The following is a 13,306-nucleotide window of genomic DNA, read 5'->3' as shown; positions in this document are numbered from 1 at the left end:
TTCTCCAACCCAACAGGATAGGCAATGCCCGGCGCGCTCGAAGGCCTCAGGATCGTCGACCTCACCAACATCATCCTCGGCCCCTACGGCACCATGTTGCTGGCCGATCAGGGAGCCGACGTGATCAAGGTCGAGGCGCCCGAGGGCGATGCCGTGCGGCACATCGGCAAGCCCGGCAAGACGCCGGGCATGGGCCCGACCTATCTCTATGTGAACCGCAACAAGCGCTCGCTCTGCCTCGATCTCAAGGACAAGGACGCTCGAGCGGCGTTGCTCAAGGTCGTGGCGACGGCCGATGCCTTCGTGCATGCCCTGCGCCCGCAGGCGATCGAGGGCTTGGGGCTGAGTTACGAGGAGATCCGCAAGGTGAAGCCCGACATCGTTTATGTCGGTGCCTACGGCTATTCGGCAGATGGTCCTTACGGAAAACTGCCAGCCTATGACGACGCCATCCAGGCCCGCTTCGGCATCGCCGACCTGATGGGCCGGGCCGCCGGCGACGATGTCCCGCGCTATCCGCCGACCATCATCGCCGACAAGACGGTGGGCCTCACCTTCGCCTTCTCGACACTTTCAGCCCTTATGCATCGGCAGCGCACTGGCGAGGGTCAGTTCGTCGAAGTGCCGATGTTCGAGACCATGTCGGCCTGGCTAATGGTCGAACACCTGTGGGAACGGACTTTCAGCGACGACGGCGAGGTGGGCTACTCGCGCCTGCTGGCGCGTACCCGCAAACCCTACCGCACCCTCGACGGCTGGATGGCGATCCTGCCCTACAACGACAAGCACTGGCGCAACTTCTTCGAGATCGTCGGCCGCCCCGAGGTGCTGAAGGACCCCCGCTATTCGACAATCAATGCCCGGTCGATGCACATCGCCGACATGTACGCGATGGTCGAAGCGCTGGCGCCAAGCCGCACCACCGCCGAATGGGTGAAGCTGCTCGACGAGGGCCAGATCCCCAATGCCCCGGTATCGCGGCCGGCTGATCTGTTCGAGGACCCCCATCTGATCTGGCGCCAACTCTTCAAGAAATACCCGCACCCCAGCGAGGGCGAGATCATGATGGTCGAGCCGCCGATGCGCATGAGCAGGACGCCACCCACCATCCGCACCATGGCACCGCTGCAGGGAGCCGATTCCCGCTCCGTCCTGGCCGAGGCCGGCGTCAGCGCAGCCGACATAGAAGCTTTGAAGAAGTCGGGCGCCCTGATCGAACCGGCGTAAATTATCGCCCGACCTGGCGCGCCGGATTACCGACGACGGTGGCGCCGGGTCCAACATCTTTTGTGACGACGGAGCCGGCGCCGATCACAGCGTCATCACCGATAGTGATGCCGGGCAGGATGATCGCCCCACCACCGATCCAGACATTGCGGCCGATCTTCACCGGTCGGCCCAGTTCCAGGCCCTGGCGACGTTGGACCGGGTCGCGCGGATGATCTGCGGCGTAGATCTGGACGGCGGGACCGATCTGGGTCTCGTCACCGATCGTGACTTCGACGACATCGAGAATGACGCAGTTGAAGTTGAGGAAGACGTTGGCGCCGAGCTTGATGTTGAAACCGTAGTCGCAGAAGAACGGCGGTCGGATTTGCGCGCCCTCCCCGACGGCCGCCAGTCGCTCGGCCAGGAGCTTGCGCAATTCCGACGAAGACTGGCCGAAAGACGCGTTATACCGGGCGAGCCAGGCTCGCGAGGTCGCAAGCTCGGCTTGAATGTCGGGCGCGCCAGGATGGTAGAGCTCACCGGCGAGCATACGGGCCAGTTGGTCGCGCATCAGGCCTCGACCGCGAGTTCGGCGGCCGCCAGATCCTCCAGCGCGGCACCCACCGACTTGAAGAGGGTGATGCTGGTGGCATCGCCCGGCAGGCGGCCGGTCTGCTGGCCCCGGGTCAGCTCAAAGAGGTCGCCGATCACGTCGTCGTCCTCGATCGTGCCATTCGCCAGCGGCTGGACGATGTCGCCGCCCTCCTTCAGAGCGCCGGCGCGCGTATCGACGTAGACGCGCGCGCGCCACACCGCATTGTCGTCGGACTCGCGCATCTGTGGCGTATAGGCACCCACCAAATCGAGGTGCTGACCCTCGCGCAGCCACGCCCCTTCGACCAGCGGCGCCTTGGAGAGCGTGGCACAGGAAACGATATCGGCGTCGGCAACGGCGGCGCGGCGGTCGGTGATGGCGCGGACCGTAATCGGCCGGCCAAGAGCCATGGGTAGTGATTGAGCCAACCCCTCCGCGAGGGTTTCAGCATGGGCCGGCGTGCGGCCCCAAATCGCCACCTCGCGGATCGGACGCACTTTGGCATGCACCCGGATCAGCTCCGGCGCCAGCGCGCCCGTGCCGATCATCAGCAACCGCGCGGCATCGGTGCGGGACAGGTAGCGCGAGGCGAGGCCGGAAGCACAGGCAGTACGCCGCTTGGTCAGCATGGTGCCGTCGAGCAACGCCAGGGTGGCACCGGTCGTGCCGTCCAGCAGCAGATACTGGCCATAGATCGAGGGCAGCGAGCGCTTGCCGTTGTCGGGGAACACCGTGACGACCTTGACGCCGATCCGTCCCGACGGGCCACGCGTCCAGGCTGGCATCAGCAGCAGCATGGCATCGGCCGAATGCGGACCGAGTGGCTCCTTGATGGGATGGTGATGCCGCGTCGGCATCTCGCAGCCGGCGCGAAACAGCTCGTCGAGGCGGTCGATCAGCGCCAGGTCGTCGAGTGCGACATCGACGTCGGCCGCCGACAGGATCTTCACGAAAACGGGCCGCGGGTGGTGCCGGGCGATCCCAATTCGGGGGCGACCAAAGCACTCTGGCGTTCGATGGCCTTCTGGTCACGCGATGCCGGCCCTGAGGACGCGGCGCCTGATTGAGTAGCCGCCTGGCGCGTTGTCTCTGCGGTACGCAAGCGGCCCAGTTCACGCTCCAGCCGTGCTGCCTCGCCGCCCGCCTCACGGGCACGGCGGCGGTGATGACGAGCCGCCCACCAGCCCATACCGAGGCCCGCCAGCACGCCCAGCAACAGCAACGCGATCACCAGGAGATAGACTGGCATCACGACGACGTGCGGCAACGGCCACAGGGTGAGCTGCACAGGCTGCGAATTGCTGACCGCGATCAGCACGCCGATCAGGATGAAGAGCAGGAACAGGGCGCGGGACAGGAACTTCATGGCGCGGCCAGCATCGCACACCGCCCCCTGTCGAAGCGAGCGAACGCTACGTCTTGTCGCTTTCCGGTTTGGCCGCGTCGCCTTCGGCCGGCAGCAGGCCGGCCGCGCGTGCCGCTTCCTTGTTCAGGCGGTCGCGCAGATCCTTGCCGGTCTTGAAGTAGGGCACGCGCTTGGAGGCCACGGCCACCTGCTCACCCGTCCGCGGATTGCGGCCGGTGCGCGGGTCACGCTTCTTCACAGAGAACGCACCAAAGCCACGCAACTCGACGCGATGGCCGGACGCCAGGGCCTTGGAGATTTCATCGAAGACTGTCGCGACAATCCGCTCGACATCCCTTTGGTAGAGATGCGGATTCCGGGCCGCCAGGCGGGCAATCAGCTCGGACTTGGTCATCGCAGTTCCATGGGCGAGGCTATGAGACCCCGAGATCAAGGATTTAAGTCGTTGATATTAAAACAATTAACGGGATCGTCAAGCCTAAGCCATTGAAAGCAAAAGAAAAGGCCGGTCCTTGCGGACCGGCCTTCGCTTAAATCGCGGGGAAAACGGCCTACTTGCCGTCGTCCTCGGCCTTCTTCTTGAGGGCCGCACCCAGGATATCGCCCAGGCTGGCGCCAGAGTCGGACGAGCCGAAATCGGCCATCGCCTTCTTCTCTTCGTCCAGTTCGCGCGCCTTGACCGACAGCACGACGCGGCGCGAGGCCTTGTCGATGTTGGTGATCTTGGCATCGAGCTTGTCGCCGATCGCGTAGCGGTCAGGACGCTGCTCGGAACGGTCGCGGCTGAGCTCCGACTTGCGGATGAAGCCCGGGATGCCGTCCTGCACCGTGACGTCGATGCCGTTGTCCTGGATGCCGGCCACGATGACGGTGACGACGTCACCCTTCTTGGCGACCGAACCCACCTTCTCGAACGGATCGTTGGCGAGCTGCTTGATGCCGAGCGAGATGCGCTCCTTGTCCATGTCGACGTCGAGGACCTTGACCTTGACCTGGTCGCCCTTCTTGAAGTCGCGGATCGCTTCGTCGCCGGCCTTGTCCCAGCTCAGATCGCTGAGATGAACCATGCCGTCGATGTCGCCGGGCAGGCCCACGAACAGGCCGAACTCGGTGATGTTGCGGACTTCGCCCTCGAGCTCGGTGCCCGACGGGAACTTGTCGGCAAAGCTCTCCCAGGGGTTGGCCATGCACTGCTTGAGGCCGAGCGAGATGCGGCGCTTGGACATGTCGACGTCCAGCACCATCACTTCGACTTCCTGCGAGGTCGAAACGATCTTGCCGGGGTGCACGTTCTTCTTGGTCCAGCTCATCTCGGAGACGTGGACCAGACCTTCGACGCCCGGCTCCAGCTCCACGAAGGCGCCGTAGTCGGTGATGTTGGTGACGCGGCCCTTGAGCTTGAGGCCGACCGGGTACTTCGCACCCGCGCCGTCCCACGGATCGGCCATCAGCTGCTTCATGCCGAGCGAGATGCGCTGCGTCTCGGGGTTGAAGCGGACGACCTGCACCTTGACCTGCTGGCCGATGGTGAGGGCTTCCGACGGATGGTTGATGCGCTTCCAGGCGATATCGGTGACGTGCAGCAGGCCGTCGACGCCACCCAGATCCACGAACGCGCCGTAGTCGGTGATGTTCTTGACGACGCCGTCGAGCACCTGGCCCTCCGACAGCGCCCCCATCAGGCGCGTGCGGTCTTCGGCGCGGGTCTCTTCCATGACGGCGCGGCGCGACACGACGATGTTGCCGCGGCGGCGGTCCATCTTGAGGATGGCGAACTGCTGGGCCTGGCCCATCAGCGGGCCGACGTCGCGCACCGGGCGGACATCGACCTGGCTGCCCGGCAGGAAGGCCACGGCGCCCGACAGGTCGACCGTGAAGCCACCCTTCACGCGGCCGAAGATCGTGCCCATGACACGTTCCTGATCGGTGAATGCCTTCTCGAGGACCGTCCAGGCTTCTTCGCGGCGAGCCTTGTCGCGCGAGAGGACGGCTTCACCGTCCTTGTTCTCCATGCGATCGACGAAGATGTCGACCGTGTCGCCTTCCTTCACTTCGGGGGCGGCGCCACCGTTGGAGAACTCACGCAGTGCAACGCGGCCTTCGGACTTGAGGCCGACATCCACCACGACGAAATCGTTGGCGATACGCACGACGGTCCCTTTGACCACCGTACCTTCGAAGCTCGGAGAACCGCCGAGCGATTCTTCGAGAAGTGCTGCGAACTCCGCGCTGGCGGTATCGTCCGCGGGTCTACGTAGGGCGCTGCCCTTGGCCATTCAACTCTCCTTCATCGATCCCAGGCGAAACGCTGCCGCCTGTCGGCCAGCCGGTTAAGTCCGGCGGATCCACTGCCTTTGAAACACCGACGCAAGGACGACTCGTCCCGCGCAATCGCCGCTGGAAGTCTTCAATCCGCCGGCGGCGATTTACGGCCCGGAAGATCGAAAGCCCTTGCGCTCTATGAACGCCAAAGCTGCGGCGAAGGCCGCATCGGCATCCATGTCGCTGGTATCGAGAAGGAAAGCATCGGGTGCGGCTTTCAGAGGTGCAGCCGCCCGTTCGCTGTCGCGACGGTCCCGCTCCGCCATCTCGGCAAGAACGCGCGGCTTTATAGTGTCGACCCCTCGGCCGCGCAACTCCTGGTACCGCCGATCTGCCCTGGTTTCGGGGCTGGCCGTGACGAATAATTTCACGGGCGCGTCAGGGCAAATGACGGTTCCGACGTCGCGCCCATCGAGCACGGCGCCAGAGGCCTGAGATGCGAAGTTTTTCTGGAAATTCAAGAGGTTGGCTCTGACTTGCGCCAACACGGCCACCTTGGACGCCAATTGACCCGCAACATCGGTCCGGAGTTCGTCTCCAAGCAGGTCCGCCGCCTGCAAGCCGGCCGCGACCTCGTCCGGCGGCCTGCCGACGCGCTCGGCTTTGACCCCGACCGCCCGGTAGAGCAGCCCGGTATCGAGATAGGGCAGGCCAAAATGCGCCGCCAGCCGCTTGGCCAGGGTCCCTTTGCCTGAACCCGACGGCCCGTCGATGGCGATGACGAGGCGTCCGTTCACGCCGTCTCCACCCGGCCGCCGAGATCGTTCATCAACCGGGCAAAGCCCGGAAAGCTGGTGTCGATCGGCGAGCCGTCATCGACCGCCACGGGCTCGCGGGTGGCAAGCCCCAGGACCAGGAACGACATGGCGATGCGGTGGTCGAGGTGGGTGACGACCAGCCCACCGCCCTGAGGCGGCGCTCCGGTGCCGTGCACGATCAGATTGTCGACACCCATCTCATGGCGCACGCCGTTTACTGCCAGGCCCGCCGCAACACTGGCCAGCCGGTCGCTTTCCTTGGCCCGCAGCTCGGCGAGACCCAGCATGCGGGTCGTGCCCTTGGCGCAGGACGCGGCTACCGCGAGGATGGGATATTCGTCGATCATCGACGGCGCGCGCTCCGGCGGCACCTCGACACCCTGCAGTTCACCGCCGCGCACACGCAGGTCGGCCACCGGCTCACCGCCGATCTCGCGCTGGTTCTGGAATTCGATGTCCGCGCCCATGTCCCGCAAGGTTTCGTAGAGACCGGCGCGCAACGGGTTCAGGCCGACATTCTCGACCGTCACGTCGCTGCCGGGCCGGATGGCGGCGGCCACGACAGCGAAGGCCGCCGACGAGGGATCGCCCGGCACGACGATGTCGCGCGCCTTGAGTTCGGGCCAGCCCACGACCGTGATGCGCTTGCCGCCGCCGTCAGCCGGCACCACACGGACTTCGGCACCGAAGTGGCGCAGCATGCGCTCCGTATGGTCGCGCGTCGCCTCGGGCTCGATCACCGTGGTTTCACCTGTGGTGTTGAGGCCGGCCAGCAGGATTGCGCTCTTCACCTGCGCCGATGCGACCGGCAGGCGATATTCGATCGGCACCATCTCGTCGGTGCCGATGATGGTCAGCGGCATGCGGCCCCCCTCGCGCGCTTCGAATCGCGCGCCCATGCGCGACAGCGGCTCGATGACCCGCTGCATCGGCCGGCGGCGCAACGAGCCGTCACCGGTCATGAAACTGGTGAAGCGGTGGCTCGCCAGGATGCCCGAGAGCAGGCGCGCCGAGGTCCCGGAATTGCCGAGGTCGAGCACATTGTCGGGTTCACGGCCACCGCCCACGCCGAAACCGCGGACCCTCCAGGCGCCCGCACCTTCGTGCTCGATCTGTGCGCCCATCGCCCGCAGAGCGGCCGCCGTGGCCAGCACATCCTCGCCTTCGAGCAGGCCGGTGATCCTGGTTTCACCCAGCGCGAGCGCGCCGAACATGAGGGAGCGGTGGGAGACCGACTTGTCGCCGGGTGCGCGGACGCGGCCCTGAAGTCGCGACACGGGATGGGCGATCAGCTTGGCGGGAGAAGCGTGGGCGGACAGGGCGGACTCCCGGGCGGCGAGACAAAGGGTCAGACGGCGAAAATGCGGCGCGGCGCCCTCGTAGCATGGAGGAATTTGGTTTTGACAGGGTGAAAGACGCGTGACATACGCCCTCCCTCGCGGTCATTCGGCCGAATCCGAGCGCATTTTCAGGAGATTTCGCGTGGTCAAAGCGAGCTGGGGCACGAAACGCACCTGCCAGAGCTGTGCAGCGCGCTTCTACGACCTGAATAAGAGTCCGATCAAATGCCCGAAGTGCGGGCGTGAGCACGATCGCGAGGACTTCGTGAAGGTCCGCCGTGGCCGTGGCTCGGCCGCCGCGACTGCAGCAGCCGCGGCCGCCAGCGCTGCCGCCGCCGCCGCTGCCAAGGCCGCCGCCAAGAAGAAGACGGACGATCTGGACGGTGACGATTTGCCCGATGTCGACGGCGACGAGGCCTTGGAGGCGGACGATCTGGATGACGAGACCGACGACATCGAAGTCGAGGTCGAAGTCGAGGACGACAAAGGCGAGGGCGACCGCTAACAGCAAGTCGCTGGAGGCTGTTGCCAGCCAGCGAGGCAGGAATTATACCTCGCGCCCGCCAGCACGATTTTCGGGGCCATAGCTCAGCTGGGAGAGCGCTACAATGGCATTGTAGAGGTCGACGGTTCGATCCCGTCTGGCTCCACCAAATAGACAAGGGGTTAGCTCGAAAGAGCTAACCCCTTTGTTTTTGCGGAGCGCGGACAAGCCTTCTAGGCGGGCACCCACGGCCCGCCTCGTATACAGATCCGAACTTGCTTTGCTCGCTTGGCGTGGCTTCCGCCTATTGCGGCAACGTCGTCCCCGGTGGGCAGGTCTTTGCAACCAAGCGCAACCTAGACCCATCCGACTGGACACATTCCAGTTCATCAGACGGCGGCGTCGCCCCCGTAGCAGATGTTGTTACCCCTGCCGGCACAATTGCTGACGTGGGCGCTTGAGGTGCGGCGGTCGGTGTTGTCATCGCAGGTTGCCCATTGGGCAGCGGAACTGGAGTTACAATACTCGCCGTTGGCGGAGGAATATTTTGGATAGGAAGTGGAGTAACGGCTCCACATCTCTGCTCCGCGAGGGTCGCCAAATACTGTTGACGCGATTGTAGCGCTGCCACTTCTTTGCCTGCAGCGTTCTGAAAATCCATCCCGAACCACAGGATCGGAATGAAGAGCCCGGCCGCTCCAGCAATGACGTTTTGCGCTACCTTGCCACCTTCCTCCGAACCCAGTTCCGATATTCGCTTGTTGTTCGCTTGGACTTCGGCGTTGATTGCGGCACAGTCCATATATCGATCCTGCGCCTGCACGACAGCGACCGGATCTGGCTTACGGCCCGCACAAGCCGCAAGCACGCACGCCAGCACAACTGGCGCGACCAAAACTCTCAATTTCATTAGCGTTTCTCCCCCCGCTGCTATTAGCAAGAATCTTGGGTAGCAATTCAAGAGGATTCTTCGCGCTACTTTATGTGGCTGCGATTCACTCGCAGCTCGCGTTAGTTGTGATCAGGAGCTCAGACAAGAAAATACGGCACGCTTCGCATTGAGCGTTCGCCACAACGCGGCTCTTACACCGAGGCCAAACCTCCGCTTCAAGCCAATCGCGATAGAGGTTATCAAGGATGACGTCCGACGCGACGAAGTCTGCCGCCATCATCGAGCTTTCGACTCGAGCCCAGGCATTCATCGACGACCATCGGGCTAGTCGCGACCTGTTCATGCGGGCCGCGGCTCCAACTCTGATCGTCCTCTCTCTGTCCTGAAAGGATCTCGTTGGATGCAGCTCTCCTTCCGTCCCTCAGCCTTCCGTTTCCTTGCCTTCCTCGCGTTCGTCGCGTCGCTCGCCGTTGCATCGCCCAGTATGGCGCAGCGCATGGTGAGTATTGCCAGCAAGGAAGTGAACATGCGCACGGGCCCCGGCACGGGCTACGGGACGGACTGGACGCTCGGACATGGCTATCCGCTCAAAGTGATCGGCCGTCAGGGCAAGTGGCTCAAGGTGAGCGACTTCGAAAACGACAAGGGTTGGGTCTATGGGCCGCTGACGGGAAGCACGCCCATGCACATCGTCAAGGTCAAGGTCGCGAACATGCGCAGTCAGCCGACGATGGACAGCCGCATCGTCGGCAAGGTGGCTTACGGCAACGTACTCAAGACGCTCGAGCGCCGTGAAAGCTGGGTCAAGGTTCAGCGCGAAGGCGGATTGCGCGGCTGGATCGCCAAGCGCCTCCTCTGGGGCTGGTAGCTCTCACGCCAGGGCGCGTGCCGCGCGCGCGACTGCGCCATCGGGCTTCTCGAGTTCGTCCATGATCGAGAAGTGATTGAGGCCGGCAAGCGGGAGAAGTTCGCTGGGAAGGCCGGCGGCGCGGCGTGCCTCGTGATAGGCGACCGACTGGCGCTGCAGTTCCGGCAGCTCGGCCATGCCATAGGTCAGCACGACCGGCGCGCTCTTCTTCGGCAGATGCAGGAGCGGGCTGGTCTTCGCCGCTTCCTCGGCCGTCAGCCTGAGCTTGTCGTTGAGATAGTTCAGGCGACAGGGCTCGACATCGTAGATGCCGCTGATCGCCAGCCCCGCATCGACCTCGTCCATGGCGAGAGTCGTCGCCGTGAGATGGCCACCCGCCGACCAGCCGGAGACGATGAGCTTGCCGTCGCCCACGCCATGACGCGGCCCTTCGCGCCGCAACCAGCGGACGGCGGTCGCAATCTCGTCGATGATCTCCGATAGCGTGGCCTCGGGGCAAAGCGTGTAGCCGATGAAGGCGACGTCCATGCCATTGGCCAGCGGCCCGGCCGCCGTGCAGGCGAAGGTCTCCTTGGCGTTGCGCTGCCAGTAGCCGCCATGGATGAAGGCGAACAGCGGCGCCTTGGCCGCGCCGCAGCGGTAGAGATCGATCCTGTTGCGCGACTTGGGCCCGTAGGCGAGGTCCAACCCTTCCGCGTGACGCTTACGGAAGGCGTCGCTGCGCGCGATCCAGGCCTCGCGGCGCTCGCCCGAATCGGCCACCGCGTTGGTGTTGTCGTAGGCAGCGTCGAGCTCGGCCCGGGTCATGTTGTTCCAGACGATGGTTCGGGCCGCTGTGCTCATGCTCGCACTCCTTCGGGACGTTCTTCGTCTCTACCATGAACGCACGGCCCTTCCAGAACCCGTCGTTCGGTGCGAACGTTGTCGTGATGTCTTCGCCTGCCCGACCGATCGCCCTTCGTGGCCCTGTCCTGACTTACACCGGCGATCCGTTTCGTGACGGGCTTGCGCACACGATGGTGCATGAGCGGGATGCGATCGTCGTCGTGCAGGACGGCCACATCGCGCAATTCGGTCCCGCGGCTGAGGTTACGCCATTGCTGCCGCCGGGCATCGAGGTCCGCGACTATGGCCGCGATGCGCTGATCACGGCGGGCTTCGTCGACACCCACGTCCATTTCCCACAGACGCCGATGATCGGCAGTCACGGCAAGCAGCTTCTGGACTGGCTCGAGCGCTACACCTTTCCAACTGAACTCAAGTTCGCCGACCGCGCCTTCACGCGCGAGGTTGCGCACACCTTCCTGCGCGAGAACCTGCGCAACGGCATCACCACGAGCTGCGTCTACTGCACCGTGCACAGCCATTCCGCCGATATCCTGTTCGAGGAAGCCGAAGCGCTCGGCCTCAGGCTTGCAGCAGGCAAGGTGCTGATGGATTGCCGGGCGCCGGAGGGACTCACCGACACAGCGCAGACCGGCTATGACGACTCGCAGGCCCTGATCGCCAAGTGGCATGGCCGCGGCCGGTTGCTCTACGCCATCACGCCACGCTTCGCCGGCACGAGTTCGCCGGCGCAACTGTCGGCCGCCGGCGCGCTGTGGCGCGAGCATCCAGATTGCCTGATGCAGACCCATATCGCCGAGAACAAGGCCGAGGTCGCCTGGATCAAGGAGCTGTTCCCCGAACGCCGCGACTATCTCGACGTCTATGATCATCATGGGCTTTGCGGGAAGCGCGCCGTGTTCGGTCACGGCATCTGGCTGGAGGACGGCGAGTTGCAGCGCCTGCACGATACTGGCGCGGCAATCGCCCATTGCCCGACCTCCAACTTCTTCCTGGGCAGCGGCGCCTTCGATCTCTCTCGCGCGCTCGATCCGAAGCGGCCGGTGAGGGTCGGCCTCGGCACCGATATCGGCGGTGGGACCTCTTTCTCGATCCTCGCCACGTTGAGCGAGGCCTACAAGGCATCGCAGCTCAACGGGCAGGCCCTATCGGCCGAGCACGCCTACTATCTCGCCACGCGCGGTTCGGCGGCGGCGATGCATCTCGAAGACAAGATCGGCAGCATTGCCCCTGGCATGGAGGCCGATCTGGTGGTCCTCGACATGCGATCGACACCGCTGATCGACTTCCGCATGAACCAGGCCCAGAGCTTCGCCGAGCAGCTCTTCGTGCAGATGATTCTGGGGGACGACCGGGCTGTTCAGGCGACTTACGTGGCCGGCTGCCTGGCCTATGCCCGTTCGTGAAAGTACACTTTCCATAGCGTGAATGTTCAGTGGCACACCATAAATCTGGTGGCTGAAAGCGGGGATTGGGGGTACGCTTCCTCAGGTAGCTGAAGGAGGTGTTTATCCGTCCGAGGACCTTATTCCCCGACGGAGTCCGGACCACCGGTGGGATTCCCGCCGCGTGTCCCGTCAGCCTCACCTTCCGCCTGACCATCGATCGCCGACGCCTCCGTTTACGGGGGCGTTTTTGTTTTTCGGCGACCGGTTCCACTCCTCTGACCAAGACACCGGAGTATGAATATGGCCAAACGCGCCGCACGCCGCACCAAGCTGCACGCTATCGATAGCGCCCGTATTCACAGCCTCGTTTTCGACCACGCTCCGGCTAACGACCGAGATCAGAGCTACATCCGGAAAGTCCGCCCGCGAAGCGAGAATCAACGCGCCCTGATGGAGGCCATCGAAACCAAGCCGCTGACCGTGGCTCTGGGCCCGGCCGGCACCGGCAAGACCTACCTTGCCATCTCGGCCGCCGTGGAGGCCCTGGAATCCGGCACTGTCGCGCGCATCGTGCTGTCGCGGCCGGCTGTCGAGGCCGGCGAGAACCTGGGCTTCCTGCCGGGCGACATGCGCGAGAAGCTCGACCCCTACCTGCGCCCGCTGTGGGACGCGCTGAACGACCGGCTGGGCGCCAAGCAGCTGCGCCAGCACCTCGATGACGGCACGATCGAGATCGCCCCGGTCGCCTTCATGCGCGGCCGCACCCTGAACAATGCCTTCGTGCTGATCGACGAAGCGCAGAACTGCACCTATGGGCAGCTCAAGATGCTGCTGACCCGGCTGGGTTGGCACTCGACCATGGTCATGACCGGCGACCCCGACCAGACCGACCTGCTGCCCGAACTGTCGGGCCTGGCCACCATCGGCACCAAGTTAGAGGGCATGGACGACGTCGCTGTGGTCCGTCTCACCCAGGGAGATGTCGTCCGTCATCCGCTGGTTGGCCGCATGCTGTCGGTGCTCTAAAGCCACCGAAGTTATCCACAATTGGAAGCGCGATAGACAATTGGACTAAAAAGGGAACATCGAGTGATGCCAGCCCTTTGTGATATCCCGATCTAAGGCAGAAAAGACCTATAGAACAAAATGTTAGAGGGGCGATGGCGGGCGACTGCCATCGCCCCTACATTGAGTCAATATAGTGACGTTGGCGTAACGCCGGGCGGACAGCGGGCTTT

General features: G+C 64.3%; 14 protein-coding genes and 1 tRNA gene. 6 read left to right on the top strand and 9 right to left on the bottom strand.

Going from position 1 to position 13,306, the window contains the following annotated elements; all coding sequences use genetic code 11:
* Positions 1-24 precede the first annotated feature (24 nt).
* Positions 25-1,227: a CaiB/BaiF CoA-transferase family protein gene (locus tag EPO50_RS12560; RefSeq protein ID WP_296344461.1), complete on the top strand. Its 1,203-nt coding sequence runs from the start codon at positions 25-27 to the stop codon at positions 1,225-1,227.
* Position 1,228: 1 nt separating this feature from the next.
* Here EPO50_RS12560 and EPO50_RS12555 read toward each other — a convergent pair whose 3' ends face one another.
* From EPO50_RS12555 to aroA, 7 genes are all read right to left on the bottom strand, one after another.
* Complete coding sequence (locus EPO50_RS12555; protein ID WP_296344459.1) at positions 1,229-1,780, bottom strand: sugar O-acetyltransferase; 552 nt, start codon at positions 1,778-1,780, stop codon at positions 1,229-1,231.
* Positions 1,780-2,754: an ornithine cyclodeaminase family protein gene (locus EPO50_RS12550; protein WP_296344457.1), complete on the bottom strand. Its 975-nt coding sequence runs from the start codon at positions 2,752-2,754 to the stop codon at positions 1,780-1,782. Before EPO50_RS12550 ends, EPO50_RS12555 begins: the two co-directional genes overlap by 1 nt.
* Positions 2,751-3,170, bottom strand: a complete 420-nt coding sequence (locus EPO50_RS12545) for a lipopolysaccharide assembly protein LapA domain-containing protein (RefSeq protein ID WP_296344455.1) — start codon at positions 3,168-3,170, stop codon at positions 2,751-2,753. Before EPO50_RS12545 ends, EPO50_RS12550 begins: the two co-directional genes overlap by 4 nt.
* A 46-nt stretch (positions 3,171-3,216) precedes the next feature.
* The gene (gene ihfB / locus EPO50_RS12540; protein WP_296344453.1) at positions 3,217-3,564 is read right to left on the bottom strand and encodes an integration host factor subunit beta; all 348 of its coding nucleotides are present in this window, start codon (positions 3,562-3,564) and stop codon (positions 3,217-3,219) included.
* A gap of 157 nt (positions 3,565-3,721) precedes the next feature.
* Positions 3,722-5,446, bottom strand: coding sequence for a 30S ribosomal protein S1 (gene rpsA, locus EPO50_RS12535; RefSeq protein WP_296344451.1), 1,725 nt, complete (start codon positions 5,444-5,446; stop codon positions 3,722-3,724).
* Between the two features lie 150 nt (positions 5,447-5,596).
* Positions 5,597-6,229 (bottom strand): d(CMP) kinase, encoded by a 633-nt coding sequence (locus EPO50_RS12530; protein WP_296344450.1) that lies wholly within the window; start codon positions 6,227-6,229, stop codon positions 5,597-5,599.
* Positions 6,226-7,569, bottom strand: coding sequence for a 3-phosphoshikimate 1-carboxyvinyltransferase (aroA, locus tag EPO50_RS12525; protein WP_296344688.1), 1,344 nt, complete (start codon positions 7,567-7,569; stop codon positions 6,226-6,228). Before aroA ends, EPO50_RS12530 begins: the two co-directional genes overlap by 4 nt.
* 163 nt (positions 7,570-7,732) lie before the next feature.
* Here aroA and EPO50_RS12520 point away from each other — a divergent pair, with 163 nt between their 5' ends.
* Together EPO50_RS12520 and EPO50_RS12515 are read left to right on the top strand one after the other, a co-directional pair.
* Positions 7,733-8,095 (top strand): TIGR02300 family protein, encoded by a 363-nt coding sequence (locus tag EPO50_RS12520; RefSeq protein ID WP_296344448.1) that lies wholly within the window; start codon positions 7,733-7,735, stop codon positions 8,093-8,095.
* A gap of 72 nt (positions 8,096-8,167) precedes the next feature.
* Positions 8,168-8,243: transfer RNA gene (locus tag EPO50_RS12515), tRNA-Ala, on the top strand.
* Between the two features lie 135 nt (positions 8,244-8,378).
* Here the strand turns inward: EPO50_RS12515 and EPO50_RS12510 are convergent.
* The gene (locus tag EPO50_RS12510; RefSeq protein ID WP_296344446.1) at positions 8,379-8,984 is read right to left on the bottom strand and encodes a hypothetical protein; all 606 of its coding nucleotides are present in this window, start codon (positions 8,982-8,984) and stop codon (positions 8,379-8,381) included.
* 382 nt (positions 8,985-9,366) lie between these two features.
* Between EPO50_RS12510 and EPO50_RS12505 the strand changes: the two genes are divergently transcribed.
* Positions 9,367-9,834 carry an SH3 domain-containing protein gene (locus tag EPO50_RS12505; RefSeq protein WP_296344444.1) on the top strand — a complete coding sequence of 156 codons (468 nt, stop codon included), beginning with the start codon at positions 9,367-9,369 and terminating at the stop codon, positions 9,832-9,834.
* A gap of 3 nt (positions 9,835-9,837) precedes the next feature.
* On the opposite strand, the gene EPO50_RS12500 is transcribed toward EPO50_RS12505, so the two are convergent.
* A complete protein-coding gene (locus tag EPO50_RS12500; protein WP_296344442.1) occupies positions 9,838-10,677 on the bottom strand; it encodes an alpha/beta hydrolase in 840 nt (279 codons plus the stop codon).
* 35 nt (positions 10,678-10,712) lie between these two features.
* Between EPO50_RS12500 and guaD the strand changes: the two genes are divergently transcribed.
* Together guaD and EPO50_RS12490 are read left to right on the top strand one after the other, a co-directional pair.
* A complete protein-coding gene (gene guaD, locus EPO50_RS12495) occupies positions 10,713-12,086 on the top strand; it encodes a guanine deaminase (protein WP_296344440.1) in 1,374 nt (457 codons plus the stop codon).
* Between the two features lie 282 nt (positions 12,087-12,368).
* On the top strand, positions 12,369-13,094 hold the full coding sequence (locus EPO50_RS12490; RefSeq protein ID WP_296344438.1) for a PhoH family protein: 726 nt from the start codon (positions 12,369-12,371) through the stop codon (positions 13,092-13,094).
* Positions 13,095-13,306: the final 212 nt, after the last annotated feature.

The sequence above is a fragment of the Reyranella sp. genome, assembly GCF_004297405.1.
Lineage (GTDB): Bacteria > Pseudomonadota > Alphaproteobacteria > Reyranellales > Reyranellaceae > Reyranella.
This window is presented reverse-complemented; position numbering and strand designations above follow the sequence as displayed.